The organism is Rhodanobacter ginsengiterrae, assembly GCF_050026815.1.
Lineage (GTDB): Bacteria > Pseudomonadota > Gammaproteobacteria > Xanthomonadales > Rhodanobacteraceae > Rhodanobacter > Rhodanobacter ginsengiterrae.
In genome coordinates this window covers 119,665-145,194 of record NZ_JALBWO010000055.1, presented here as the reverse complement: position 1 = coordinate 145,194, position 25,530 = coordinate 119,665, and the positions used below count along the sequence as shown (strand labels likewise).

General features: G+C 66.0%; 28 protein-coding genes. 12 read left to right on the top strand and 16 right to left on the bottom strand.

Annotated features, from left to right (window positions below; genetic code table 11):
* The first annotated feature begins 34 nt into the window (after positions 1 to 34).
* Together ACQGNJ_RS11775 and ACQGNJ_RS11770 are read left to right on the top strand one after the other, a co-directional pair.
* The gene (locus tag ACQGNJ_RS11775; RefSeq protein WP_426689437.1) at positions 35 to 484 is read left to right on the top strand and encodes a GNAT family N-acetyltransferase; all 450 of its coding nucleotides are present in this window, start codon (positions 35 to 37) and stop codon (positions 482 to 484) included.
* A gap of 30 nt (positions 485 to 514) precedes the next feature.
* Positions 515 to 1,090 (top strand): Maf family protein, encoded by a 576-nt coding sequence (locus ACQGNJ_RS11770; RefSeq protein WP_426689436.1) that lies wholly within the window; start codon positions 515 to 517, stop codon positions 1,088 to 1,090.
* Here the strand turns inward: ACQGNJ_RS11770 and ACQGNJ_RS11765 are convergent.
* Complete coding sequence (locus ACQGNJ_RS11765; RefSeq protein ID WP_426689435.1) at positions 1,074 to 1,841, bottom strand: CPBP family intramembrane glutamic endopeptidase; 768 nt, start codon at positions 1,839 to 1,841, stop codon at positions 1,074 to 1,076. The two genes, ACQGNJ_RS11770 and ACQGNJ_RS11765, sit on opposite strands and share 17 nt — an antisense overlap.
* Positions 1,842 to 2,069: 228 nt before the next feature.
* Between ACQGNJ_RS11765 and ACQGNJ_RS11760 the strand changes: the two genes are divergently transcribed.
* Complete coding sequence (locus tag ACQGNJ_RS11760; protein ID WP_426689434.1) at positions 2,070 to 2,846, top strand: class I SAM-dependent methyltransferase; 777 nt, start codon at positions 2,070 to 2,072, stop codon at positions 2,844 to 2,846.
* 2 nt (positions 2,847 to 2,848) lie between these two features.
* Here ACQGNJ_RS11760 and ACQGNJ_RS11755 read toward each other — a convergent pair whose 3' ends face one another.
* A complete protein-coding gene (locus ACQGNJ_RS11755) occupies positions 2,849 to 3,241 on the bottom strand; it encodes an MAPEG family protein (protein ID WP_426689433.1) in 393 nt (130 codons plus the stop codon).
* Between the two features lie 122 nt (positions 3,242 to 3,363).
* On the opposite strand from ACQGNJ_RS11755, the gene ypfJ reads away from it, so the two are divergent.
* Positions 3,364 to 4,227 (top strand): KPN_02809 family neutral zinc metallopeptidase, encoded by an 864-nt coding sequence (gene ypfJ, locus ACQGNJ_RS11750; RefSeq protein WP_426689432.1) that lies wholly within the window; start codon positions 3,364 to 3,366, stop codon positions 4,225 to 4,227.
* 164 nt (positions 4,228 to 4,391) lie between these two features.
* A complete protein-coding gene (locus tag ACQGNJ_RS11745; protein ID WP_426689431.1) occupies positions 4,392 to 4,778 on the top strand; it encodes a YkgJ family cysteine cluster protein in 387 nt (128 codons plus the stop codon).
* Positions 4,779 to 4,781: 3 nt separating this feature from the next.
* Here ACQGNJ_RS11745 and ACQGNJ_RS11740 read toward each other — a convergent pair whose 3' ends face one another.
* Both ACQGNJ_RS11740 and ACQGNJ_RS11735 read right to left on the bottom strand, forming a co-directional pair.
* Positions 4,782 to 5,576 (bottom strand): anti-sigma factor family protein, encoded by a 795-nt coding sequence (locus ACQGNJ_RS11740; protein ID WP_426689430.1) that lies wholly within the window; start codon positions 5,574 to 5,576, stop codon positions 4,782 to 4,784.
* Positions 5,566 to 6,135 (bottom strand): sigma-70 family RNA polymerase sigma factor, encoded by a 570-nt coding sequence (locus ACQGNJ_RS11735; RefSeq protein ID WP_426689429.1) that lies wholly within the window; start codon positions 6,133 to 6,135, stop codon positions 5,566 to 5,568. Before ACQGNJ_RS11735 ends, ACQGNJ_RS11740 begins: the two co-directional genes overlap by 11 nt.
* Before the next feature lie 163 nt (positions 6,136 to 6,298).
* Between ACQGNJ_RS11735 and ACQGNJ_RS11730 the strand changes: the two genes are divergently transcribed.
* Positions 6,299 to 7,240, top strand: a complete 942-nt coding sequence (locus ACQGNJ_RS11730; protein WP_426689428.1) for a metallophosphoesterase family protein — start codon at positions 6,299 to 6,301, stop codon at positions 7,238 to 7,240.
* Positions 7,237 to 7,632: a cupredoxin domain-containing protein gene (locus ACQGNJ_RS11725; protein WP_426689427.1), complete on the top strand. Its 396-nt coding sequence runs from the start codon at positions 7,237 to 7,239 to the stop codon at positions 7,630 to 7,632. Before ACQGNJ_RS11730 ends, ACQGNJ_RS11725 begins: the two co-directional genes overlap by 4 nt.
* Here ACQGNJ_RS11725 and ACQGNJ_RS11720 read toward each other — a convergent pair.
* From ACQGNJ_RS11720 to ACQGNJ_RS11710, 3 genes are all read right to left on the bottom strand, one after another.
* Positions 7,619 to 8,431: a DODA-type extradiol aromatic ring-opening family dioxygenase gene (locus tag ACQGNJ_RS11720; RefSeq protein WP_426689426.1), complete on the bottom strand. Its 813-nt coding sequence runs from the start codon at positions 8,429 to 8,431 to the stop codon at positions 7,619 to 7,621. The genes ACQGNJ_RS11725 and ACQGNJ_RS11720 overlap by 14 nt on opposite strands.
* 120 nt (positions 8,432 to 8,551) lie before the next feature.
* Positions 8,552 to 10,168: a sulfotransferase family protein gene (locus tag ACQGNJ_RS11715; RefSeq protein ID WP_426689425.1), complete on the bottom strand. Its 1,617-nt coding sequence runs from the start codon at positions 10,166 to 10,168 to the stop codon at positions 8,552 to 8,554.
* Positions 10,169 to 10,248: 80 nt separating this feature from the next.
* Positions 10,249 to 12,171, bottom strand: a complete 1,923-nt coding sequence (locus ACQGNJ_RS11710; RefSeq protein WP_426689424.1) for a DEAD/DEAH box helicase — start codon at positions 12,169 to 12,171, stop codon at positions 10,249 to 10,251.
* 160 nt (positions 12,172 to 12,331) lie between these two features.
* On the opposite strand from ACQGNJ_RS11710, the gene fghA reads away from it, so the two are divergent.
* A complete protein-coding gene (gene fghA, locus ACQGNJ_RS11705; protein WP_426689423.1) occupies positions 12,332 to 13,180 on the top strand; it encodes an S-formylglutathione hydrolase in 849 nt (282 codons plus the stop codon).
* Between the two features lie 72 nt (positions 13,181 to 13,252).
* Here fghA and ACQGNJ_RS11700 read toward each other — a convergent pair whose 3' ends face one another.
* Both ACQGNJ_RS11700 and ACQGNJ_RS11695 read right to left on the bottom strand, forming a co-directional pair.
* Positions 13,253 to 14,593, bottom strand: coding sequence for a DEAD/DEAH box helicase (locus ACQGNJ_RS11700; RefSeq protein WP_426689422.1), 1,341 nt, complete (start codon positions 14,591 to 14,593; stop codon positions 13,253 to 13,255).
* Between the two features lie 169 nt (positions 14,594 to 14,762).
* Positions 14,763 to 15,416 (bottom strand): class I SAM-dependent methyltransferase, encoded by a 654-nt coding sequence (locus ACQGNJ_RS11695; protein WP_426689421.1) that lies wholly within the window; start codon positions 15,414 to 15,416, stop codon positions 14,763 to 14,765.
* A gap of 152 nt (positions 15,417 to 15,568) precedes the next feature.
* Between ACQGNJ_RS11695 and ACQGNJ_RS11690 the strand changes: the two genes are divergently transcribed.
* Together ACQGNJ_RS11690 and ACQGNJ_RS11685 are read left to right on the top strand one after the other, a co-directional pair.
* Positions 15,569 to 16,807, top strand: a complete 1,239-nt coding sequence (locus ACQGNJ_RS11690; RefSeq protein WP_426689420.1) for an MFS transporter — start codon at positions 15,569 to 15,571, stop codon at positions 16,805 to 16,807.
* A 63-nt stretch (positions 16,808 to 16,870) separates the two neighbouring features.
* Complete coding sequence (locus ACQGNJ_RS11685; RefSeq protein ID WP_426689419.1) at positions 16,871 to 17,356, top strand: FKBP-type peptidyl-prolyl cis-trans isomerase; 486 nt, start codon at positions 16,871 to 16,873, stop codon at positions 17,354 to 17,356.
* Between the two features lie 183 nt (positions 17,357 to 17,539).
* Here the strand turns inward: ACQGNJ_RS11685 and ACQGNJ_RS11680 are convergent, their stop codons facing one another.
* From ACQGNJ_RS11680 to ACQGNJ_RS11665, 4 genes are all read right to left on the bottom strand, one after another.
* A complete protein-coding gene (locus ACQGNJ_RS11680) occupies positions 17,540 to 18,115 on the bottom strand; it encodes a C40 family peptidase (RefSeq protein WP_426689418.1) in 576 nt (191 codons plus the stop codon).
* A gap of 91 nt (positions 18,116 to 18,206) precedes the next feature.
* The gene (locus ACQGNJ_RS11675; RefSeq protein ID WP_426689417.1) at positions 18,207 to 19,418 is read right to left on the bottom strand and encodes a M56 family metallopeptidase; all 1,212 of its coding nucleotides are present in this window, start codon (positions 19,416 to 19,418) and stop codon (positions 18,207 to 18,209) included.
* 1 nt (position 19,419) lies between these two features.
* Entirely contained in the window at positions 19,420 to 19,806 is a 387-nt protein-coding gene (locus tag ACQGNJ_RS11670; protein ID WP_426689416.1) for a BlaI/MecI/CopY family transcriptional regulator, read from the bottom strand.
* A gap of 98 nt (positions 19,807 to 19,904) precedes the next feature.
* On the bottom strand, positions 19,905 to 21,389 hold the full coding sequence (locus ACQGNJ_RS11665; protein WP_426689415.1) for a hypothetical protein: 1,485 nt from the start codon (positions 21,387 to 21,389) through the stop codon (positions 19,905 to 19,907).
* A gap of 88 nt (positions 21,390 to 21,477) precedes the next feature.
* Here ACQGNJ_RS11665 and hutG point away from each other — a divergent pair, with 88 nt between their 5' ends.
* Complete coding sequence (gene hutG / locus ACQGNJ_RS11660) at positions 21,478 to 22,257, top strand: N-formylglutamate deformylase (protein ID WP_426689624.1); 780 nt, start codon at positions 21,478 to 21,480, stop codon at positions 22,255 to 22,257.
* Between the two features lie 255 nt (positions 22,258 to 22,512).
* Positions 22,513 to 22,764, top strand: coding sequence for a hypothetical protein (locus tag ACQGNJ_RS11655; protein WP_426689414.1), 252 nt, complete (start codon positions 22,513 to 22,515; stop codon positions 22,762 to 22,764).
* A 97-nt stretch (positions 22,765 to 22,861) separates the two neighbouring features.
* Here ACQGNJ_RS11655 and ACQGNJ_RS11650 read toward each other — a convergent pair whose 3' ends face one another.
* Genes ACQGNJ_RS11650 through ACQGNJ_RS11640 form a run of 3 tightly spaced genes read right to left on the bottom strand, consistent with a single transcriptional unit; the run spans position 22,862 to position 25,472 of the window.
* On the bottom strand, positions 22,862 to 23,293 hold the full coding sequence (locus tag ACQGNJ_RS11650; RefSeq protein ID WP_426689413.1) for a RidA family protein: 432 nt from the start codon (positions 23,291 to 23,293) through the stop codon (positions 22,862 to 22,864).
* Positions 23,290 to 23,955, bottom strand: coding sequence for a carbonate dehydratase (gene can, locus ACQGNJ_RS11645; RefSeq protein WP_426689412.1), 666 nt, complete (start codon positions 23,953 to 23,955; stop codon positions 23,290 to 23,292). Before can ends, ACQGNJ_RS11650 begins: the two co-directional genes overlap by 4 nt.
* Positions 23,955 to 25,472 carry an aldehyde dehydrogenase gene (locus ACQGNJ_RS11640; RefSeq protein WP_426689411.1) on the bottom strand — a complete coding sequence of 506 codons (1,518 nt, stop codon included), beginning with the start codon at positions 25,470 to 25,472 and terminating at the stop codon, positions 23,955 to 23,957. Before ACQGNJ_RS11640 ends, can begins: the two co-directional genes overlap by 1 nt.
* Positions 25,473 to 25,530 lie beyond the last annotated feature (58 nt).

The following is a 25,530-nucleotide window of genomic DNA, read 5'->3' as shown; positions in this document are numbered from 1 at the left end:
CCGTTCCCCGTTCCCCGCCCCGCAGGTCAACGCCATGTCCTTCCGGATCCGGCAAGCCGACATTCCCGATCTCGATCTGCTGGTGCCGCTGTTCGATGGCTATCGGCAGTTCTACGCGCAGCCGTCGGACCCGGCGCGCGCCCGCGATTTCCTGGCCGACCGGCTCGCGCGGCAGGAGTCGTTGATCCTGCTGGCGTGCGACGAGCACGGTGCCGGACTCGGCTTCACCCAGTTGTATCCGCTGTTTTCCTCGGTGCGCATGGTGCGCACCTGGTTGCTCAATGATCTGTTCGTGAACGCGCCCGCACGTCGTCAGGGCGTGGCAGCTGCGCTGCTGCTGGCCGCGGCGGAACAGGCGCGGGCGCTGGGCGCGGCCAGCCTGTCCCTGTCCACGGCGCTGGACAATCAACCGGCACAGGCGCTGTACGAATCGCTGGGTTGGCGACGCGACTCGCAGTTCTGCGAATACGCATTGACGCTCTGAAGCCTGGGTTCATCCTCACCGGGAAGTCGCATGTTGTATCTCGCCTCGCAGTCGCCGCGTCGCCGCCAGTTGCTTGAGCAACTGGGCGTGGCGTTTGCCGTGATCGACGTCGAGGTGCCCGAGCAGCGCGGGGCGGACGAGTCGCCTGAGGACTATGTGAGCCGCGTCGCGCGCGACAAGGCGCGGGCGGGCCTGGCGGCGCTGTCCGATGCACGGGGTGCATGGGTGCTGGGTGCGGACACCGAAGTGGTGCTGGACGACGAAGTCTTCGGCAAGCCCGCCGATGCTGCAGCGGCCACGGCGATGCTGCGTCGGCTGGCCGGTCGCACGCATACGGTGATCTCCACGCTGTGGCTGGTCGGCGGCGCGGTCGAGCAAAGCGAGGCATGCCTGTCGCAGGTGCGCTTTGCCAGGCTGGACGAGGCCGCCATCGCTGCCTACGTGGCCACCGGCGAGCCGTTCGGCAAGGCGGGCGCCTATGCGATCCAGGGGCGCGCGGCGGCCATGATCGAGCATCTTGCGGGCAGCTACTCCGGCGTGATGGGACTGCCGCTGTTCGAGACGGCGCGGCTGCTGCGTCGCGGCGGAGTCATCCGGTCGGCTTGAACACCGCGAACCAGCCGATCACCGCCAGCAGGTTGTTGATGCCGTGTGCCAGCACGCCAGGCCAGATCGATCCCGAACGCAGGCGCAGGGCCGTCAACAGCAAGGCCAGCAGCAACAGGTTCGGCAGCGCGTACCACTGGTAGTCCAGCCCGGGCAGGTGGATCAGCGCGAATAGCAGCGAGCTGCCGGTCACCGCCACGCTGGCGTTCCAGCGCGTGAGCAGGGCCGACAGCAGCACGCCGCGAAACAGCAGCTCCTCGACCATTGGCCCCAGGCACACCACCACCATGATCAGCAGCATGCGCGGTGCCATCGGGGTACGGCTGCCGATCTGCTGGATGTCCTGGGTGACGGCATGGCCCTGCGCCAGCCATTGGGTAAGCAGTGCGCCGAGCCATGGCGCCAGCAGTCCGATGGAGACAGCCAGAATCCAGAAGTGCGCGCGGTGTGGTGCGTGGAAGCCGAGGCCGGGCGGCCGATCCAGCGACCACCATGGTCGCCACTGGCGATGGGCCAGCCACAGTGTCAATGGCGCCGCCAGGCCGAGCGAGGCGATCGCCAGCCATGCCTGCATCGCTGGTCGAGCCAGCGCGTTGCCGATGGCGGCCTGCGGACTTTGTCCGGGGTGGATGACGAGGGTGGCAACGGTGACGGCCAGCACGAACATGAGTCCAACCAGGATCTGCAGCGCGAAGTAGCCGGCGATGAGGCCTGCCGCACTGCCGAGGCCCGGCGGCGATTTGCGGCGCAAGAGCGGTGCCGGTAACGGGGGTAGCCCGGTAATGCTGACTTCCATGCGGTAAACAAGCCTGATGAATGCGAATGGGATGGCGGGCGAACTGCCGTCACGCTAGTGCCTCAGCCCCGGAATGTGCAATCCAGCCGGTGGCGCGCGCGGCTCAACCGCTTGCGACCAGAGGTCGTGCCGCTACTATGAATGCGCAAAGGTCCGCACGGCGGACAGCCACAGGGGGGCGTGATGGCTATCGACTTCGGCAGGACAGCCGGCGACTACGCGCGTCATCGCGCGGGTTTCCCCGAGATCTTTTTCGAGCGCCTGCTGGCGGATGGCAACGTCCATCGGGGCGACACCGTGCTTGACCTGGGCACCGGTACGGGCACGGTGGCCCGTGGCCTGGCCCTGCGTGGCTGCGAGGTCACCGGGCTGGATCATTCGGCGCCGCTGCTGGCGCAGGCGGCGGAGATGGACCGCGCGGCTGGCGTACAGGTGACGCAAGTGCGGGCTCGGGTCGAGAACGCCGACTTCGCGCCGGCGTCGTTCGATGTGATCACGGCCGGGCAATGCTGGCACTGGTTTGAGCGGACGCGCAGCGCAGCCCTCGTTCGCCAATGGCTGCGTCCGGGTGGTCGATTCATCATCGCGCATTTCGACTGGGTGCCCTTGAACGGCAACGTGGTGCAGGACACCGAGCGTCTGATCCTCGCTTACAACGCGGGCTGGACCATGCACAGCGGCAGCGGTTTGTATCCCGCCTGGCTCAAGGAGGTGGCCGAGGCCGGCTTCAGTGATCTGCGCACCTGGTCGCTGGACGTGGATGTTCTCTACAGCCATGTGGACTGGCGCGGACGCATCCGCGCCAGCGCCGGGGTCGGCGCCACTCTGGACGAGGCCAGGGTGCAGCGCTTCGATGCGGAACTGGCGGCCATGCTGGCCACGCGCCATGTCGGCGAACCGATGGCCGTACCGCACCGTCTCTGGGTATTGAGCGCAACCGCCCCCGGTCTGCTGGGCTGAGTTCAGCCGACCATCATGGCGCGGGCAACGCCGATGCAGGCCATGACCAGGGTGGCGGCCCAGCCGAGCATGCTCACCAGATAGCCGGGGCCGCGTCTGGACGCGTCCTGAAGGTAGGCCAGGGCGTACCATACGCGGCCAACCAGCCACACCAGACCCGCCACGCCAGCCCAGCCGGTGAAACCGTAGGTTGCGGCCAGCCACAGCGTGGGCAGGAACATCACGGTGGCTTCCAGCGTGTTCATCTGCACCCGGTAGGCCCGCTCGAAGGCGGGGTCGCCGGTGGTGGCTGGCGCCTTGACCGCGTACTTGCCGCGAGCGTGGCCGACCGCCCACATGGTCGCGAACAGCAGCAGCACGGTGAGCAGGGTAACCAGAGCCGGCAGATGGGTCATGCTGAAATCCTCACGAAGGGTGACCTACTTTAGCCGCGTTGCATGGCGTGGCGCGATGCACGACAGCGCGCTATCGTCGCCCGACGGCGTCCAGGCGCAGACACCCGCACAGCGAGGGACTTATGGATTGGCGAAAAGGCGGCAGCAGCAGCAATGTCGAAATCGACAGCGGCGGCGGTGGCGGTGGCCGGCGTTTCGGCGGCGGTCGCGGCATGGGTCTGGGCACCATCGTGGTACTTGCCCTGATTGGCTGGATTTTCTTCAAGAATCCGCTGGCTCTGCTGGACCAGGGCGGTGCCCAGTCCGGCGCATCCAGCCAGGCCAGCGTGCCAGCCCAGGTCGACCCCGAGCAGAAGGACTTCGTCAGCGCGGTGCTGCATTCGACCGAGCAGACCTGGGGCGAAATCTTCCAGCAACATGGCGCCACCTACGTCGAGCCCAAGCTGCACCTGTTCAGCGGTGGCGTGAACACCGCCTGCGGCAGCGCCAGCACGGCGGTGGGACCGTTCTACTGCCCCGGTGACCAGAAGGTCTATCTGGACGTGGCTTTCTTCCAGCAACTGCAGGACGAACTGCATTCCTCCGGCGACTTCGCCCGCGCCTACGTGATCGCCCACGAAGTAGGTCATCACGTGCAGAAGCTGACTGGCGTGTTCGACAAGGTCGACCAGGCACGCCGTCGCGGTGCGTCGATGGACGGTGCCGACGGCCTGTCGGTGCGGCAGGAACTGCAAGCGGATTGCTACGCTGGCGTGTGGGCCAACCACAGCCAGAAGGAGCTGAACTGGCTGCAGCCGGGCGACATCGAGTCGGCGCTCAACGCCGCCAGCCACATCGGCGACGACACCTTGCAGCAACAGGCGCAAGGTCGGGTGCGCCCCGATACGTTCACGCACGGTACCTCGGCGCAGCGCGTGAAGTGGTTCAAGACCGGTTTCGCCAGCGGCGAGATGGCCCAGTGCGACACCTTCGCCGGCGAGCCATGAGACCGCAAGCGCTCAACCAGAGGTTGAGCGCTTTCAAAGCCTCCTCCCCTGCACCGCAGGGGAGGGTTAGGGAGGGGTCGCTCTCCTGCCCACTGCACAGCGAGCCTCCCACACTCTAGAATCCGTTCCCTGCGCGCCTCGGGGCGCCGCCGGTCACTTTGTTGATGGAACATCCCTGCCTGCGTTGCGGTGCCTGCTGCGCGTTCTTTCGAGTGGCTTTCCATTGGTCCGAAGCGGAAGCCTTTCTGGGTGGTTCGGTGCCGCCGGAGCTGACCGAAAAGCTCGACCCGCACCGCCTGGCGATGCGCGGCACCAACGCCGCGCAGCCGCGTTGCGTGGCCTTGCAGGGCACGGTGGGCGAGGCGGCGCATTGCGGCATCTACCCGCAGCGGCCGTCGGTGTGCCGCGAGGTGCAGCCGTCGTGGGAGTTCGGCACGATCAGCCCGCAGTGCGACAAGGCACGCCTCGCCCATGGCCTGCCGGTGCTGACGCCGGAGGACTGGCTCGACCCGTTCGACGCCGGCGAACCGCCGCTGCCGCAGAGCGCCTGAACGTTATCGCAGCGGATTCGCGGCCGGTGTGCCGGCATCGTTCCGGAAGGCCAGCACGAACTGCTTCAGATCGCCGGCGCTGACGTCGGAAATGGCGATGTAGCGCATGCCTTCGGCTGTCCAGCGGATGACGGTGTAACCGTGGCGCTGCACTTCGGGTTGCGCCGTCGCGGCCGAATCCCCCGGCCACTGGTAGAGGTTGATCACATGCAGGTGCCGCTTGTAGATCAGGGCGGCGACGCTGCGTCCGTCGAGCGCATCCAGACGGCCGCCGATCAACGGGAACCCTTCACCGGCCAGATCCTCCACGCGCGGCGAGAAATCGAGCTTGCCCTCGAACCAGGGTTTTACCGTGTGCTGGTCGGTCGACACCACGTCCATCAGGTGCTGTGCCTGCAGCGAGCGGATATGGCTGGAGATGGCCTCGGCCACGACTGGATTGCTGTCCGCGCCGCGCTGCCACAGGCCGCTGATCCAGGCCGGACTGGTGAGCAGCAACGCCGCGGCAAAGCCGGCAGCCATCGCATAGGCGAGCGGCGCACGCCGGGACCGGCTGGATACGGGCAAGGCGGGTTCCGGCCTCGGCTGCGCAGGGCTCCAGCGCTCACGCAGCGCGTCCGGCGCCCGTTGGTACAGCCCGGCTTGCGCCAGCGCCTTGCGCAGGCGGTCATGGACCTCATAGCTCGCCGCGCATGCGGCGCAATCCCGCAGGTGCCTGGCCATGTCCGCGCTTTGCGCGGCGTCCAGTTCGTCGTCGAGATAGGCGTGTACCAGCAGCCGGGCGTCGTCACACGTCATGGCGGCGTACCTCTCTGGAATGGTGGATCAGTTCTGCTTTCAGGCGTTCGCGGGCACGGGCGAGCCGGGACATGACCGTGCCGATCTTCTGTTCGGTGATCACGGCGATTTCCTTGTAGGAACACTCCTCCAGTTCGCGCAGCACGAGCACTTCGCGCAGTGGAGAGGGCAGGCGCTCCAGGGCGAGCCGGAGCGTGCCGATATCCACCGCCAGCAAGGTCAGGGTTTCCGGGGAAGGACTCTGGTCGACGAGCGGATGGGCTTCTTCATCCAGCGACTCGTGCAAGCTGCCCTGCGGCGACTTCGTGCGCAGCGTGTAATAGGTATTGCGCACAATGGCCAGCAGCCAGACCCGCGCGTCGTTGCCGTGGAAGCTGTCGAAATAGCGCAGCGCCCGCAGCATCGCTTCCTGTACCACATCCTGCGCGTCCGCATCATTGCGCGTCAGCCAGTGCGCCAGGTTGTAGGCCGCGTCGAGGCACGGCAGCACAAGCGTCTCGAAGCGTGTGCTGCGGACGTTGTCCTGGCGTGGCGGGACGACCTGAAAATCGATGGGCATAAATGGAGATACCTCGGCCGACTCGACTTTATTCCCGACGCCAAAAAGCGGGAATAGGCGATCCCTGCGCTCGGTATTGCATGGGGACAGGGAGAGCCGGGCGTACCGGCCTTCCGATTTCCGGAGCGGTCGTACGACCGCTCGCCCCTGCGGAGGCTTCATCATGCAAGACAACCACGACAACGAAACCGGCAATCGACGGCAGTTCCTCAAGTGCATGGCCTGGGCCGGGGCCGGCACGCTCTGGCTGATGAAGGGCGGCGTGCTGCGCGCCCAGCCGTTCGACGGTGCGACCACGGCATCCCTGGCGGACGCCAGCTTCAGTTTTGCGCAGATCAGCGATTCCCACATCGGTTTCCACAAGGAACCGAACATGGACGTGGTGGGCACCCTGCGCGCTTCGGTGGCGCAGGTCAATGCGCTGGCTGCGCGTCCGGATTTCCTGCTGCATACCGGTGACCTCACGCATTTGTCGAAGCCCGAGGAGTTCGACACGCTGGCCGGTGTGATGCAGGAGTCGCACGCGCGCAAGGTGTTCTACGTGCCGGGCGAGCACGACGTGATCGGCGACAACGGTGCCGAATTCTTTCGCCGCTTCGGCGAACGCCAGGACGCCGGTGGCTGGTACAGCTTCGACCATCACGGCGTGCATTTCGTCGGTTTGATCAACGTGCTCAATCTCAAGGCGGGCGGGCTCGGCTCGCTGGGTGCGGCACAACTGGCCTGGCTGAAGAAGGACCTTGCGGGGCTGTCGGCCGAAACGCCGCTGGTGGTGTTCGCCCACATGCCGCTGTGGCCGTTGTACCCGCCGTGGGGCTGGGGCACGGACGATAGCGCGGAGGCGATGAGCTACCTGCGGCGTTTCGGTTCGGTCAGCGTGCTCAATGGCCATATCCACCAGATCCAGCAGAAGGTGGAGGGCAACATCACGTTCTACACGGCGCGCTCGACCGCCTACCCGCAGCCGGCCCCTGGTGTAGGCCCAGGGCCCGGGCCCATGAAAGGGGTCGCGCCTGGCGCGCTGCATCGCTATCTGGGCATCCGCAATGTACGCCACGTGCAGGGCAGGCAGGCACTCGCCGTGACCGAGGAGGTGTTGTCATGACGACGATGGCCCATGGAGCTGCGCAACGGCGCGCACGGCATTGGCGTCCCGGCGCGCTGCTGGCGATGGCCCTGCTTGGCTGCGGCATCGCTGCATCGCACGCCGCCGTGGCAGCGAGTGCGTCTGCGTCCAGGAAGTTGCACACCCAGCAGATCGAGATACGCAACTTCGCCTTCGCGCCCGCGACGTTGACAGTGCCGGCGGGCACCCGCGTGGTGTGGACCAACCAGGACGAGGAGCCTCACGTGATCACCAGTGCCGGTTCGCTGTTTGCGTCCTCGAAGGGACTGGATACCAGTGACTCCTACGCCGTGACGTTTTCCAGGCCGGGCACCTATGCCTACTACTGCTCGATCCATCCGATGATGGTCGGCACGATCATCGTGCAGTGAGCGGGGCGCCCGGGCCGCCCGGACCGTCGAAACGGTAGATGTCCATTGCCAGCAGGCCCATGTCGATACCCGCGTCGATGCGTTGTGCATGGGCGCTCGTGCCAGCTGCACCCAGTGCCACGAACAGCGGCAACAGGTGTTCGTCGGTGGGGTGGGCACGCTGGGCGAACGGCGCCTGCCGGCGGTAGTCCAGCAGTGCGTCGATGTCGCCGGCGGCGAGCTTCTGCTCGATCCAGTCGATGAACGGTTTCACATACGGTGCCTGCCGCTCATCGCTGTAGCCGGCACCGAGGTCATGCAGGTTGTGGGTGATGCTGCCGGAGCCGATCAGCAGCACGCCTTCATCGCGCAGCGGCGCCAGCGCCTGGCCCAGTGCGTAGTGATGTGCAGGACCCAGTTCGGGCTGGATCGAGATCGGCACGACGGGAATGTCCGCCTGCGGGTAGAGCAGGCGCAGCGGCACCCATGCGCCATGATCGAGCCCGCGCCTGGGGTCGGCGACGGGCGCCAGCTCCGCCAGCAACTGCATGACCTGTCCGGCCAGCGCCGGCGCGCCGGGTGCCGGGTAGCGCAGTTGGTACAAGGGGGCGGGGAAGCCGCCGAAATCATGGATGGTTTCCGGCAACGCCGCACTGCCCACATGCGGACGGCGCGACAGCCAGTGCGCGCTGGCCAGCACGATCGCCGTGGGTTTCGGCAGCGCGCCGGCCAGTTCGGCCAGCCGCGTGCCGGTCAGGCCGGGCTGCAGTGCAGTCATCGGCGAACCGTGCGAGATGTACAGGCTGGGCAGGGTGGTCATGCGGCATGCTCGGCTGGGATCGATGCCTTCATCATGGTGGCGCCGCGACGGTTTGCCGATGGCCTGATGGCGAACGCAGCGTTGACCGCAGCGGACGCTGGCCTGGGCACGCCGTCGTGCCTAGGTGGAGAATTTCGGCAGGCCGAGGCCGAAGCGCAACGGGTCGAGCAGGGCGCCGTAGTGGTCGGCGCGGGCGGTATCGCGTCGCAGGGGCTGGCGCACCTGGGCGGCGCTGGCGGTGCGCACGCTGCGCCTGGCATGCTGGTAATCGAGGCAGGCCGGAGCGAACGGCAAGCCGCAGAACGCCAGCAGGGCGCGGATCTGCGCTTCGGGTTCGGCCAGCAGCGCTTCGTAGCGCTGGATCCGGATGCGCTGCGGTGCCGCCGCCTGCGATGCGTCCATCACCCGCTCGTAGTCGCGGATGTAGGCGGCGATGTCGGTCAGCGTGCAGGCGAAGTGCGGCAACCGGTAGAACTGCTGCTTGTAGCAGGACCAGCCGGCCTCCAGTGCATCGCGACGGGCGTCGATGATGCGTGCGCCTGGCAGCATCGCGCCCAGCACGCCGGCCAGCAGCCAGTTCGATGGCAGCTTGTCGGTATGCCGCGGTTTGTGCCGACGCCAGCGTGCGGTGAGTTCCAGATAGCGCCGGCCGAGCCGCTGCCAGTCCTCCGCATGGGCGGCGCCGATCCATTGCAGCAGCGGCTGCTGGCGCCGGGCGGATTCCTCGCCGAGCACCTGCTCCAGTTCGGTCAGCTCGCTGGCACCCTCCACCTCGGGATGGGCGGCGAGAATCTGTTCGAACAGCGTCGAGCCCGAACGCGGCAGTCCGACGATGAAGATCACCTCATGTCCCAAGGCCGGATCGACCGCTGGCGGCAACCGGCCGGAGGCGGCGAGCAGCGCCTCGGCATGGGCGCGAAAAGCTGCTGCCTGCCATGGCCCGAGCTGGCGAAACTCGGCGTTGGCCCGGTTCAGCGCGGCGAAGGCCTCGTCATAGCGCCCCTGGTCCTCGCAGACCTTGCCCAGCGCAAAGCCCATCGCGATGCGGTCGGTAGGCGTGCCCGCCGGCTGCTTCAGCGCGGCAGCCAACTGCTCGCGGTCGGCGTCGGACAAGGGCCGCGTCTTCATGTTGGCCAGGCCGCGCCAGGCGTCGCCACAAGCGGGGTGCAGGGCGAGCGCGGCGCGGTAGCGCGCGTCGGCGTCATCGAAACGACCGGCGTGCACCAGCGCGTCGCCGAGCAGGACCAGGGCGGGCAGAAAATCCGCAGCCAGCGCGTGGGCTTGCTGCAAGGCCTCGATGGCCGCTTCCGTGTCGCCATGCAGTTGCAGGTTGCGACCCAGGTTGAACCACGGCATCGGTGCGGTCGGCGTCAGTGCGCAGGCCTGCCGCCAGCTGGCGAATGCGGCATCGATGTCGCCGCGTGCCTGCTGCACGCTGGCCAGATCGGAATGGGCCAGCGCATAGTCGGGCCATTGCGCCAGCGCCCGCTGCAGGCAGGCCTGCGCTTCGTCGTGGCGTTGCGCGCGGGTGTGCAGGATGCCGTACAGGCGCCAGGCCTCGGGATGCCCCGGGGCGAGTTCCAGCGCCGCATCCAGCGCCTGCCGCGCTTTCGCCTCGGCACCATCGCGAATGGCGTGTGCCGCCGCCTGCAACTGCTGCACGGCGCCTGGCGACAAGCCGTCGAGGCGGGGTTCGGATCCGCTGGGCGGTCGGTTTTCGGTGGCGCGGCTGGACATGCGGCGGTTTCGCGTAGCGACGATCCGCCGATGTTACGTGGTCGCGCCGGCGCTTATCGAGCCGCGCGGGCGCACGCCGCTTACTTGCGCCGTGGCGGCTTGCCACCTGCAGGCCGCGGCTTGAAACCACCGGGTTTCTTGAAGCCGCCCGGCTTGTGTGCCGCCGGTGCGCTGGTGCCGGTGTCGGTGCCGTCCCACTCGTGGATGCGCAACTGCTGCTGCACCACCCACACCTTCTTCAGGTGCTCGAACACTTCGCCGGGCATGCCATCGGGCAGGTCGATCAGGCTGTAGTGGTCACGGATGCTGAGGCGGCCGATGAACTGGCTTTCCAGTCCGGCTTCGTTGGCGATCGCGCCGATGATGTTGCCCGGCTTCACGCCATGTTCGTGGCCGACTTCGACGCGGTAGGTGCGCTTGCCTTCCTCGGTCGCATGCGCGCGCACCGGGCGGTGGCCGAACTCGCGTGGCGGCGCACTGTCATGGGCGCCATGTTCGCGCGGCCGGTGTTCGACGGGCCTTGCTTCGCGAGCCGGCGGGTGACCGGGAGCGGCGGCCTCGCGCGCGCGCGGCGGGCGGTGTTCGCTGCTGCTGCGCTCGCGCGGCGCGGCACGCTCGACCCGCTCGCGCGTGGCCGGTTCGTACTTCTCGCGCTTCGGCGGCGGTGCCAGCAACAGCGGCTGGTCACCTTGCGCGATACGCGCCAGCGCGGCGGCAATCTCGATCGCCGGCACGTTGTGTTCCTGCTCGTACTGCTCGATCAGCTTCTGGAATTCGCCGAGGCTGCCCTGCGCCAGCGTGTCGCTGATGCGCTGCTTGAACTTGCCGATGCGCACGTCGTTGACCACGTCCACCGACGGCAACTGCATCTGCTCGATCGGCTGGCGCGTGGCGCGCTCGATCGCGCCCAGCATGCCGCGCTCGCGCGGGCTGACGAACAGGATCGCCTCGCCGCTGCGACCGGCGCGGCCGGTGCGGCCGATCCGGTGCACGTAGCTCTCGGTGTCGTACGGGATGTCGTAATTGAACACGTGGCTGATCCGCTCCACGTCGAGGCCGCGTGCGGCAACGTCGGTGGCGACCAGGATGTCGAGCTTGCCGTCCTTCAACTGCTGGATGACGCGCTCGCGCTGTGCCTGCGCGATATCGCCGTTGATCGCGGCGGCAGCCAGGCCGCGTGCCTGCAGCTTGCCGGCCAATTCCTCGGTGGCCTGCTTGGTGCGCGCGAAGATGATCATCGCGTCGAACGGTTCGGCCTCTAGAATGCGCGTCAACGCATCGAGCTTGTGCATGCCGCTGACGAACCAGTAGCGCTGGTGGATGTTCGGCGTGGTGGTGGCCGAGGACTTGATGGTGACCTCGACCGGATCCTTCAGATGGCGCTGGGCGATCTTGCGGATCTGGGTCGGCATGGTGGCGGAGAACAGTGCCACCTGGCGCTGCGGCGGGGTCGCCTGCAACACCTTTTCGACGTCGTCGATGAAACCCATGCGCAGCATTTCGTCGGCTTCGTCGAGCACCAGATACTTCAGCTCGGAAAGATCCAGCGTGCCCTTGTTCATGTGATCGATCACGCGACCGGGCGTGCCCACCACCACGTGCACGCCGCGCTTTAGCGAGTGCAACTGCGGACCGTAGCTCTGGCCGCCGTAGATCGGCAGCACCTGCAGGCCGCGCAGGTGCGTGGCGTATTTCTGGAAGGCTTCGGCCACCTGGATGGCCAACTCGCGGGTGGGCGCGAGCACCAGCGCCTGCGGCTTGCCGCCGGGCTTGAGGTCGATGCGCGAAAGGATCGGCAGCGCGAAGGCGGCGGTCTTGCCGGTGCCGGTCTGCGCCTGGCCGAGCACATCGCGCCCTTCCATCAGTGGCGGAATGGTCGCGGCCTGGATCGGCGATGGCGACTCGTAGCCGACATCGGTGAGTGCGCGCATCACGTCGGGATGCAGCGCAAGTGCGCCAAAGCCGGACGGTACCGGGGCGTTGTCGGAATCAGGGGATGACATGGGGGGTACCTCGGAACAGAGGGCAGCGTCGGGAATGCGACGCGCGGATCGGCCATTCTACCAGCCTCCATGCCCGCGCGTGGCAATTCTGGCTGAACGCGAAAGGCAGCTCGAGCCCGGTTATTCTCGATGGACGACCGACCGAGGAGCCACCAGCACGATGGCCACGCCTGAAACGATTTCCGAACAGCGCCTGCACGGCGGCGTGCAAGGCATCTACCGCCATCATTCGGACGCCTGCGCCGGGCCGATGCGCTTTGCGCTCTACCTGCCGCCGCAGGCCGCGCAAGGCGCCTGTCCGGTGCTGTATTTCCTGGCCGGCCTCACCTGTACCGAGGAAACCGCCACGATCAAGGCGGGTGCGCAGCGGCTGGCAGCGGAGTTGGGTATCGCGCTGGTGATGCCCGATACCAGTCCGCGCGATACCGGTTTCGATGGCGCCACCGGTGACTGGGAGTTCGGCGAGGGAGCGGGTTTCTACGTCGATGCCACCGCGGCACCGTGGTCGGCGCGTTTCCGCATGCACAGCTACGTGGTGCAGGAGTTGCCTGCCCTGATCGCGGCGAACTTCCCGGTGGATGTTTCGCGCAGCGGCATCTGCGGCCATTCGATGGGTGGCCATGGTGCCTTGACCATCGCGTTGAAACATCCCGGCCGCTACCGCTCGGTATCGGCCTTCGCGCCGATCGTCGCGCCCAGCCAGGTGCCGTGGGGAAGGAAAGCGCTGCCGCGCTATCTGGGTGAAGACCCTGCCGGATGGGCCGACTACGACGCGTGCGAGCTGGTCCGTCGGCAAACTTTCGCCGGCACGATCCTGATCGACCAGGGTGAGGCCGATCCCTTCCTGGAAGGCCAGTTGAAACCGGAGCTGTTCGACCAGGCCTGTGCCGAGGCCGGGCAGCCACTGCTATTGCGTCGACACGCCGGCTATGACCACAGCTACTGGTTCATCACCAGTTTCATCGACGACCATCTGCGACACCACGCACGGGCACTCGGCCTGGTCTGACTTTTCGCGGCACGGGAAAACGATGTGGCGGCCATCCGGCCGCCACATCGGTATTCACGCTGTACGGATGGCTCAGGCCTTGGCGGCCGGACGCTGGTTCGAACGACGGCGCTGGTTGCCGGCGGCGTGTTCGCCACGACCGGCCTGCGGCGCATAACCGCTCGGGCGCGCCGCGCCGGCGGGTTTGCCCTGACGCGGTGCGCGCGACTGCTGGCGCTGACCACCACCGCCACCGCCACCCTGTTTCGGACGGGGTGCGCCGGCGTCCAGGCGCAGCGGCGCCGACGGCTCGTAACCGCTTACCGGGGTAATGGCGATGTCCTGCTTCAGCAGCTTGCGGATGTCGAACAGCAGGCCGGACTCGTCGTGGCTGACCAGCGACAGCGCCAGGCCTTCCATGCCGGCGCGGCCGGTGCGGCCAATCCGGTGCACGTAATCCTCGGCCACCGACGGCAGGTCGAAATTGATCACGATCGGCAACTGTTCGATGTCGATGCCGCGGGCCGCGATATCGGTGGCGACCATCACGGTGACACGGCCGCTCTTGAAGTCACTCAGGGCGCGGGTGCGTGCGTTCTGGCTCTTGTTGCCATGGATCGCGGCGCTGCGCAGGCCGGAGGCGTTCAGGAACGTCACCAGCTTGTCGGCACCGTGCTTGGTGCGGCTGAACACCAGCGACTGGCGACGGCTGTCCTGCGACAGCACGTGCAGCAGCAGGTCACGCTTGCGCGAGGCGTCGACCGGATGCACCTGATGGCTGACCAGGGTGGTGACGGTGTTCGGCGCCGACACCGAGATCTCCTTCGGGTTGTGCATGAACTCCATCGCCAGCGTCTTGATCGCCGGTGCGAAGGTAGCCGAGAACAGCATGGTCTGGCGCTTCTTCGGCACCGACTGCAGGATGCGCTTCAGGGCCGGCAGGAAGCCCATGTCGAGCATGCGGTCGGCTTCGTCGAGGATCAGCGTTTCCACCGCGGAAAGATCCAGCGTGCGCTGCTGCATGTGATCGATCAGGCGGCCGGGGGTGGCGATGACGATGTCGACGCCGCGGCGCAGCGCGTTGATCTGCGGGCCCATGCTGACGCCGCCGAAGATGGTGGTGGCACTGACCTGGATGAACTTGCTGTAGTCACGAATGTTCTCGTGAATCTGCGCTGCCAGTTCGCGGGTCGGGGTGAGGATGAGGGCACGCGGGCGCCGGGTCATGGTCTGCCCGCTGGTGGACAGCTTCTGCAGCAGCGGCAGCGCGAACGCCACGGTCTTGCCGGTGCCGGTCTGGGCGGCGGCGAGCAGGTCGTGACCTTCCAGCGCCGGCGGAATCGCCGCAGACTGGATCGGGGTGGGTTTGGTGTAGCCGTAATCGGCAAGCGCACGCAACAACGCGGGCGCAAGGCCCAGCGAATCGAAGGACATGTAACACTCCTGAGCAACCCGGAGTGTTCATACCGTGTTGCAAACTAAGGGAAAGGGGCGACGGTGTGTCGCAACGCTCGTGGGGACGAACGCGGAGCGGAGTATAACCGATTCCGCAGGTCGGCGTGCGCGTGATCGCCGTGAAACTGAACGGTGTCGTCTGCTGCGGCTATTTCCTGCGTGCCACGATCAGGTAACTGTTGAAGGGCGTGCGGCCGCGCAGCGGCTCGATGTACACATCCAGGGCAGCGTCCTCCAGTGGTTCACGCAGTTCGCTGGCGCTGGGGTAGTGTTGCGCCCCGCCGGGGATCCAGCCCGACACGTGCAGGAAAAATTCTTCGATCCGGGTGGCGTGGAAGCGCCAGTTCGGTTCGCGCAGCACGTTGCGGATGATCAGCCGGCCGTCGGGAGCGAGGTGGCGGACGGCCGATCGCAGCAGGTCCACCTGACGAGTGGCCGGCAGATAGTGCAGCACGTCCAGCAGCGTGACGTCGCCTTGCAACGGTGGCAGTTCGGCGGCGTCGGCATGTTGCAGCTCAAGCATGCCGTCCAGTCCCGCGCGCTGGGCGGCCAGGCGTCCGGCGGCGATCTTGCGCACGTCGTGATCAAGCCCGAAGTACCGACGCGTGCACCCGTGCATGTTCAGATACTGGCCGAGCAGGCCGATGCCGCAGCCGATATCCAGCAAGGGCAATGAACTGTCCGCCAGCAGCGCCGCGGTGGCGGCATAGACGGGGTCGCTGGCCAGCTTGCCCCGGACATAGCCGCGCTGGAACACGTTGTCATATCGATTGGCGATACGCTGGCGCTGGCGACGATCCATCCGGTTCCCGGGTCTGGAGGAGTGCCTGCAGCCTACGGCATCCGTTGCATGTGCGTCATGCGCGTGGTTCTCACCCGTTGTCGCCATGCCCGGCATACCATGGCGGCCAGTCTTCGATTCGCTCAATGCGATCCCCTGGAAGGAAGGTTGCGATGTCACTGCTTGCACCCCTGCGTGAACTGGATGCCACCCAGCGGCATACCGTGCTGGCCAGCTTCCTCGGCTGGACGCTGGACGCCTTCGATTACTTTCTGCTGACCTTTGTCATCGTCGCGGTGGCGAAGGAGTTCGAGGCAGGCACCGCGCAAATCACCTACGCATTGTTTCTCACCCTGGCGGCGCGTCCGCTGGGCGCACTGCTGTTCGGGCGCCTGGCCGACCGGTTTGGACGACGGCCGATCCTGATGCTGGACGTGATCCTGTTCTCGGTCTTCGAGCTGGCCACTGCCTTCTCGACGTCACTCGCCATGCTGCTGGTGCTGCGCTTCCTGTTTGGCATTGCGATGGGCGGGGAGTGGGGCATTGGCGCGTCGCTGGCGATGGAGTCGATCCCGGCCAAGGCACGCGGGGCGGTGTCGGGCCTGCTGCAGAGCGGCTACCCCTGCGGATTCTTCCTCGCCGCGCTGGCGAACTGGCTGCTGGTGGACCACATCGGCTGGCGTGGGCTGTTCGTGGTCGGCGCGATGCCGGCGCTGCTGGTGCTCTACATCCGGCGCAAGGTGCCCGAATCAGCGGTGTGGCAGGCAGGTCAGCAGGCGACTCGTCGCCCGGGCCTGCTGGAAGCCATGCGCGGGCATTGGAAGCTGGCGATCTACCTGATGCTGCTGATGATGGCGTTCAACATGTTCAGCCATGGCTCGCAGGACATGTATCACACGTTCGAGGAGTCCAGCCTGCATCTGGCCACCGGTTCGACGGCGGCCTTCGTGCTGGTGGCGATGCTCAATCTCGGCGCCCTGGTTGGCGGACTCTATTTCGGTGCGCTGTCGGAACGGATCGGCCGGCGCAAGGCGATGATGATCGCGGCGCTGCTGGCGATCCCGGTGATCCCGCTGTGGATGCACGGCGGTTCGCTGATCCTGCTCGGGCTGGGCGCGTTCCTGATCCAGGTGATGGTGCAGGGGGCCTGGGGCGTGGTGCCGACCCATCTCAACGAGCTCTCCCCCGCCGCGGTGCGTGGCACGCTGCCCGGCTTTGCCTACCAGATGGGCAACCTGCTGGCGGCGGTCACGGCCACCGCGCAGACCTGGCTGGCGCAACGGCACGGCGGTGACTTCGCGTTTGCCATGTCGTGGTGGATGGTAGGCGTCGCCCTGCTGCTGGCGTTGCTGCTGTGGCTGGGGCCGGAGGCGCGCGGGACCGGCTTTGCCCACCACCGCCCGGGGGCTTGATTGCCATCTCGCCGCTGGCGGGCTGTTAGAATCCGCGGCTTGATCCCATCGACGAGACAGGCAATGAAGGCTGGCAAGGACAAGGTCATCGCACTCCACTACACGCTGACGGTGGATGGCGAAAAGGTGGAAAGCTCGCACGACCGCGACGAGCAATTGTGGATTCTGCTGGGTCACGGTCAGCTGATTCCGGGCCTGGAAACAGCACTGGAAGGTCACCAAGCAGGTGACACGCTGTCGGTGGACGTGGCTGCCGCCGATGGTTACGGCGAGCGTCAGGAAGGCCAGATCCAGCGCATGTCGAAGAAGTATTTCCCGCAGGCGAATCGCCTCAAGCCGGGCATGACCACAGTGCTGAGCCTGAAGGAAGGTGGCCAGCGTGCCGTGACCGTGCACAAGGTCGGCATAAGTGCGATCGACGTGGACCTGAATCACCCGATGGCCGGCAAGGCCCTGCATTTCGACGTGACGGTCGGCGAAGTGCGCGATGCCACCGAGGAAGAGATCCAGCACGGCCATGCCCATACGCCGGGCGCCGAAGCGCACTGACCGACGCATAAAAGAGCAAAACCAAAACGGCACCCGCTTCAATGAAGCGAAACCAAAACGGCACCTACGGTGCCGTTTTTCGTTTGCCCTCTCCCCCTGTGGGGGAGAGTTGGAGAGGGGCACTCCACGCCGCCCAAAATTTATTGACTACCCCTCGCGAAAGCTTCCTGGCAAGTCCCGCCCTCAATCCAGCACCCGCTTCCCATAAGCAAAATGATCGCCCCAGTAAGGACCGTCGATGTCATCCAGGCGCACGGTGCCGCCGCTGTTGGGCGCATGCACGAAGCGTCCCTTGCCCACATACACGCCGACATGGCTGATCGCGCCACCAATGTCGAAGAACACCAGGTCGCCGCTGGCCAACTGGGTCATCTTGCGCACCTTGCGCGTGTCCATCGAGGCCATGTCATGCGAGGTACGTGGCAGCTTGATGCCGGCGGCGGTGCGATAGATGTAGTCGACCAGGCCACTGCAGTCGAAGCCGCCGGCCGGCGTGTTGCCACCCCAGCGGTAGGGTGTTCCGACCAGGCCGATGGCACGGAACAGAATGTCGTTGGCTTCGCCGGCACTGGCGGCCGAGGGCGCGCGTGGCGGCAGATCGGCCAGCGCGGAATGGGAAGTCCTGAAGGTGGGCTGCGGTCGGTGCGGATTGCCGGAGCAGGCGGCCAGCATGGCGATTGCCAGTATCGGCAGCACCAACCTGGCGCGCTGCGGGAGCGCTGCCGGTCTGGCGCATGGGGCGACGGGCTGCGGTTTCACGAGACAACCTCGGCGGGGAATGTGCCGAGGTTATCAATTCAATAATTCATATGCAAATCAACTGATTCGTTACTTTTTCGAATGCAATTTATCAACCTTTGTTGTCGGGCAACGGAGTCAGGCTGAACTTGACCGGCACCCTCGCATAGCCTTCGATCGGTTTGCCGTCTTTCGTTTGCGGATTGAAGCGCCATTGCCTGGCTGCCGTACTGGCCGCAGCAATCAGGTCGGCCGACGTTGTGGTGCTGTGCTGTGGCTCGTAGCTGATGCTGCCGACGGTGCCGTCGGCGTGAACCCGGACCAGCAGAACGACCGTGCCCTCTTCCCGGTTCTTGATGGCCGCGGCGGGATAGGACGGCTGGATTCCCATGTTGTGGGTCGTATCCGCCTCGGCGCGCTGATCATGCGCGGGTGTTGTGCCAGCTTGCGCGACCAGCGTGCTGCCTGCCATCAGCGTGACCAATACGAGATAGCCGAGGTGGCGGCGCAGGGCGCCGGGACGATGACGCTGGATCATGATGAGTCGCTCCTTGAGTTGTGGCTCGGCGAGCCAGGGGATCAGCGCCGGCATGGTTGATGTGCCTGCGCTGTGCATCAGGACGTGCGCGTAACGGGTTTCATCCTGCGGTGAGTCGCGCAGTACGCGTTCGTCGCAGGCCAGTTCCTGATCCAGTCGAAAGCGGGGCAGGGCCAGCCACAACAGCGGGTGGAACCACAGCAAGGCCACCACGAGTTCGGCCAGCAGGCTCCACAGCACATCGCCTCGATGCAGATGGGCCAGTTCATGGCGAAGGATCAGTCGGCGTTCCGCCATACCGAAGCGTTGCAGGAAATCGGGTGGCAGCAGCAACAGGCTGCGCGGTGCCCACAGCACAGCCGGACCAGCCGGATGCATGCGCAGGCGGTGCAGGTCCAGTCCTTCCATCTCGCGCTGCAGGATGGTTTTCCATGCGTCTGGGAGCGGGCGAGTGCGCCGGGAAATGTTCAGGTAATGCACCAACAATCGCATCATGCAGAGCATCGCTCCGATCAGCCATGCCACCCACAGCCATGAGCCAAAGAACGTGTTGGGCGCGCCAGCGGCAATCATCGCGTCGCCGGGCAGCGCGTTGATGGTCGGCAGCACCAACAGGCCGCTTGGCAGCGCAGGCATCCACGGAAGCGTTGCCAGGAGCGGCGGCAGCAACCACAGCGTGAAGGCCGGGCCGGCGCCGAGGGTCCGTCGCGCGCGACGTCGCACCAGCAGCACCACGCAAAGCGCGAGGGTCACCAGCAGCAGCGAGCGCAGTGCCGTGACGTCCATGTCAGCGCGCCTTCTTTTCAATCGCGTCGAGCAGCTTGCGTAGTTCGGCAATGTCCTTCGCGCCCAGCTTCTCGTGCTCGCTGAAATGCACCAGCAGCGGTGAAAGCCGGCCGCCGAACACGCGATCGAGCAGGCTGCGACTTTCCCGTGACTGCCATTGCTCGCGAGTCAGCGCGGGCGAATACAGGTAGCGCCGGCCGTCTTTCCGGGCGGTTGCGGCACCCTTGCCCAGCAATCGGTTGAGCAGGGTGCGGATCGTCTTCTCATGCCAGTCGCTTTCGCTCTGCAGGGCACAGACGATGTCCTCGGAACTCTGCGGTGCCTTGCGCCAGAGGATTTCCATCACCCTGCTCTCGGCTTCACTGATCGGTGGAAGCGGTTTGGTCATCACGCAGCCTTTTGGATTACACGCGTAGTTCATGCAAAGACTACATGCGTAATTCATTGGTCGCAAGTGACTTGCGCGGCCCGTCGCGCTGCCAGCTTCTAGCGCGCCTTGATCGTGATCAGCTGTTCGCCCAAGGTCTTGCCGTTGACGCCCCACGCGCGCAGGCGATAACTGCCCGGCTGCAGATAGAGCTTGGACACGACGTCGCCGCGCATGAAAGCGTAGCGGTCGGCGGCGATGGCGTCGCTCGATTCATCGATGAAGTGCGCATCGATGACGCAGGGAAAGGTGGTCTTGCACATCGTCGCGCTGATCGGATACGCGGCACGCCCTGCCTGCCGCGCCAGCCAGTTCGGCCGCAGCTTGATGATCTGATCGGGCAACATCAGATGATCGCGATCCGATGCGCGCACGTTCGACACGGGTCGCAGGAAGCCGCTGTCGACGACGCCGCTGCTGGCAGGCGGCAGCAGCACGTTCATGTCGTACTCGCCAGGATGGTCGCTCCAGGGCTTGCCGTTTGCACGGTTGATCAGCACGATGGGTCCGTCCGAGGGGAACGCCGTGACCAGTTGCCGGTAGGCATCCTTTTCGGGCGGGACTTGCTCGCGGAATTCTGTCTGGTCGATCGAGAGCGGTTCGATGCCGCTCAATTGCTGCAGGTACATCGCCATCGGCCGCACCTTGCCCAGACGCCTCTTGGCCTTGTCGATGTGTGCGTAACCGGCGTGCACAAACAGCCTGGCCCCAGGGTCCTTCGCAAATGTCTGCCTGTAGAGGTTGCTCGCCTGCCCGGATTCGCGGCCCTCCTGCGAATCGGCGCCCACGTCGTAGGCCACCAAGGTGAAACCCAGCTTGATCGCGGTTCGCACGATATCGCCGTAAGACGGTTCGCGCAGATATTCCGTCCCGCTGTCCTCGATCGCATAGCCTCGCTGCATCAGCTGAGCGTCCTTGTCCGACAAGGCTTCGACCGCAAAGTAGTCGAAGCCCAGCGCGCGCAGGCGCGGCAGCAGGGCCAGCGTCAATTGGCGGGTATGGGCGTCGTGGTGGGCCTCGTTGATCATGACCAGACGGCGGCCCGTCACCATTCTGGTGATGGCGTCCGCGGCATCAGTGGACGCCCACTCGGTCGGCGTCGGCAAGCTGTCATCGGGCGGGATGTGGCTCTTCAACGGAAAATCACGCAGTGCTTCGTCATAAAGCCCCAGTTCGTTCTCGACCGAGGCAAACATCTGCAGGGCCAGTTGCTGATCGGCGACCGGAAGCTTCGGCGTTGCCTCGAGCAGGTACATGTAGCGCGCCAGGTCGTTGGGTTGCCGCCGCAGTTCACGGAACATGGCCGTTGCGTCCGTGCTGAATCCCTGGGCGAAGGCAGGTGCGGACAGCGAGGCTGCAAGGCAAATGGTCGTTGCGGCCATGTGGGAAGACATCCAGCTCGGCATGGTCGTACCTCCGCATTGATGTGTTGCCAGCCTGCCCTCGAATGGATCGCCAGACAAGTACCCATCGAACCGGCTGGCGCATCGCCGGGATAAACCCCGAACGATCTCCGAAAGGATATCGTCTGCTGGTGGAGGCACCTTGTCCGGTTCAATACAAAGGCGACGAGGCTGATTGGCTCGGCCTCCATCGGCAAACGACGGGACCGTGTCTGAGTACAATGTGACGATGAATACCTTCACCCTGCAGCGCGGTCGCATGCCGCTGTTGATCAGCCTGCCGCACGATGGCAGTTTCATCCCTGCCGATGTCGCCGAGCGCCTGCGTCCCGCCGCCAGGCGCTCGCCGGATACGGATTGGCATGTCGGGCGCCTGTACGAGCCACTGGCGCAGGCGCTGGGCGCCAGTGTGCTGAAGCCTATGGCATCGCGTTACGTGATCGACCTGAACCGACCCGCCGATGGCCAGGCGCTGTACCCGGGTCAGCGCGAGACCGGGCTGGTTTCGACCATCGGCTTCGACGGCGAAACGCTGTATCGGGACGGGCAGGAGCCTGACCAGGACGAAGTTCAACGCCGGATAAATGAATACTGGCGCCCGTACCACGATGCCCTGGCACAGGAACTTGCGAGATTGCTTGCCGAGCACGGACAGGTCGTGCTGTGGGAAGGACACTCCATCCGCAGCCGGGTGCCCATGTTGTTCGAGGGTCAACTGCCCGACTTCAATCTTGGTACGGCGGCCGGGGCGAGCTGTAACCCCTCGCTGCAGTCACGGCTGCAGGCATGCCTGGAATCGCAGCGCCGCTTCAGCTTCGCGGTCAACGGTCGCTTCAAGGGTGGCTATATCACCCGCCATTACGGCGCGGCCGGCACGGGTGTGCAGGCGGTGCAACTGGAACTGGCCCAACTCAATTACATGGACGAGGACAGCTTCGCCTATGACGAGGCGCGGGCGCCGCTGGTGCAGGAGCTGATCGAGAGGCTGTTGCGGAATTGCCTGGACTGAGCGGCGGCGGGCTCGTGTGGCAACCGATGCCGGTGGTCGATCAATCGACGCTGACGCGAACTCGTGGCGCAAGCTTTTGCGATCGACGATCGTGGCTCCCGGAAGTCAAGATCCTCCGCAGGGATCACGCCGAAAGCGGCAAGTTTCGTTCAGTCGCCATATCCCGTCGCCGTCGCATCGTTCGTCCGTCGCGCCACCCGAGTTGCCGGGTTCCGGCCGGGTCCGCGATACCTTCATTGTGCGAGGCTCGACATCATGATGCGTAAAGTTCTGATCGCTTCCCTGCTTGTGGCGGGCGTGGCCCTTTCCGGTTCCGTGCTGGCCCAAGCTGCCGCCCCGCAGCCTGCTGCTCCGGCGGCGCAGGCGACTACTCCAGCCACTGCCGCGACGCCGGCGGCCGCTCCGGCAACCGCTATGCATCACAAGGCGCATCACAAGTCCCATCACAAGAGCAAGAAGGCGGCCGCTGCTACCGACGCCACCCCGGCAACCACGCCGGCAGGTTGATCGCGTCGTGATCCGAAACCCCGCCAGTACATGCTGGCGGGGTTTTTCATGGCCGCGATTCAATCCATGGGAGGTGCGCGAGTCGAGCCGTGGCGCGTCAGCCTGTCCCGTCGGGCAGCGCCGCCACGCATTTCAGTTCGATCGCGATCGGTGTGGGCAGCGCCTCGATGCCGACCGTGGTACGGCATGCATCCACGCCGGCGAAACATTCCGCATACAGGCGGTTGTAAGTGGCGAAATCGCGCTGCATGTCGGTGAGGAACACGGTGATGTCAATCAGGTCGCTCCAATCGGCGCCGCTGGCTTCGAGCACCGCGCGCACATTGGCGAAGACCTGACGGCATTGCGCCTCGATGTCGTAACCAATCAGTTGGCCATCGGCGTCGTGCACGTTGCCGGGAATGGCCTGGCTGCCTGGCTGCCGCGGACCCACGCCGGACAGGAACAGGAGATTGCCGACGCGCCGCGCGTGCGGATAGGCACCCACCGGCGCGGGCGCGGCATCGGTTCGGATACCCCCGCCGCTCATGCCGCCACTTCCCAGCGGCGTGTCAGTTCGGTGACCGCCCGGTGATAGGCTTCGGGCAATTGGTCACGGCCGCGTACGTCCAGGCCGAGGTCGTGGATGTGGCCGTTGTCGAGGCCGTAGATCCACGCATGCACGGCCAGCTGCTGGCCGCGCTCCCAGGCCTCGCGTACCACGGTGGTGTGGCAGACGTTGAGCGCCTGTTCCAGTGCATTCAATTCGCACAGGTGCGCATGGCGCAACTCGAACGCCTGAGCCGGGTCGAGCTTGTCCGCATGCTTCATGGCGATGTCGGTGATGTGCCGGAGCCAGTTGTCGATCAGTCCCAGGCGGCTTTCCCTGAGCACGGCCCCCACGCCGCCGCAACCGTAGTGGCCGACCACCAGGATGTGCTTCACCTGCAACACGTCGACTGCGAACTGGATGGTGCTGAGCGCGTTGAGGTCGGTGTGCACGACCACGTTGGCGACATTGCGGTGGACGAAGATCTGGCCCGGAGGCAGGTCGACGATCTGGGTGGCGGGCACGCGCGAGTCCGAGCAGCCGATCCACAGGTAGCGTGGAGCCTGCTGCTGCGACAACTGCTCGAAAAAAGTCGGGTCCTGCGCGGTGACCTGGTCGGCCCAACGGCGATTGTTGGCGAGCAGATCTTTCAATGAATTCATCAGGATTCCAAGGGTTCTGGTCGTGTGTCCTGGCGGCGCGACGGAGCCGCATCGTAGGCAAGACAGATGTTCTTCGGCTCGGTGAAAAAATGCAGCGCCTCGCTGCCGCCTTCGCGACCGACGCCCGATTGCCTGGTGCCACCGAACGGCGTGCGCAGATCGCGCAGCAGCCAGCAGTTGATCCAGACGATGCCGAACTCGAGCTGGCTGGCCAGGCGGTGCGCGCGGGACAGGTCCTGCGTCCAGAGCGAGGCGGCCAGGCCATAGCGGCTGTCGTTGGCGATGGCCAGCGCCTCGGCTTCATCCTCGAACGGAATCAGGCAGACCACCGGACCGAAGATTTCCTGCTGGTTGGTTGTCGCGGCGGAGGGCAGGCCCTCGATCACGGTGGGTGCGATGAACCAGCCTTCAGTGCAGCGCCCACCTGGTTGGATCGCACCACCGCCGCAAAGAACGCGGCCGCCTTCGCTGCGGGCCTGCTCTATGCAGCCGAGCACCTTGTCGTGATGCGCCCTGGAGGCCATCGCGCCGAGGTCGCTGTCGGCCTGCTCCGGGTCGCCCACGCGCAGCGCCTGAACCTTGTCCAGGTAGCGCTGACGGAAATCGGCGTAAATCGACTTCTGCACCAGCAGGCGCGAGCCGCACAGGCAGATTTCACCCTGGTTGGCGAAGCCGGAGCGCACGATGGTGTCGAGGTTGATGTCGGACAGGTCGGCATCGGCGAACACGATCGCCGGATTCTTGCCGCCCATCTCCAGCGACAGCTTCTTGAACTGCCCGGCAGCCACGGCGGCGATCCGGGCGCCGGTATCGGTGCTGCCGGTAAAGGAGACGGCTTTCACCGCCGGATGTTCGACAATCGACTGGCCCACGGCGGGGCCGCGACCGTGCACGATGTTGAGTACGCCGGGGGGAAGGCCCGCCTCGATGCTCAGCTCGCCGAGCAGGGCGGCGGTGCACGGGGTGATTTCCGACGGCTTGGCCACCACCGTGTTGCCGGCGGCCAGCGCTGGTGCGATCTTCCAGGTGAACAGGTACAGCGGCAGATTCCATGGACTGATGCAACCGACCACGCCGAGTGGCTGGCGCAAGGTGTAGTTGATCGCGCCGGCACCGGGCGTGCCGGTTTCCATGGCATGCGATTCGCTGCCCCAGCTGATGATCGCCGCCGCGAAGTAACGCAGGTTGCTGACCGCGCGCGGGATGTCGAGCCGGCGAGCCAGCGCCAGCGGCTTGCCGTTGTCGCGCGACTCCAGCGCGGCGAACTCATCCAGTCTTGCCTCGACCAGGTCGGCCAACCGGTGCAGGTGCTGCGCGCGCTGCTCGATCGGCGTACTCGCCCATTCCGGTGCGGCGCGACGAGCGGCCTCCACGGCGTCAGCAACGTCGGCTTCGGTCGAGTCGGGGCAGTGCATGAAGACCTGGCCGGTTGCCGGTTCGTGCACGTCGAGCCAGGCATCGAGGCGAGGCGCCTGCAGGCGACCGTCGATCAGATTGGCTAGGCGCGGGATAGGCATCGGTACAAGCTTAAAACCAGCAGGCCACAATTGCACCGGACGCCGGCGTATGCGCCAA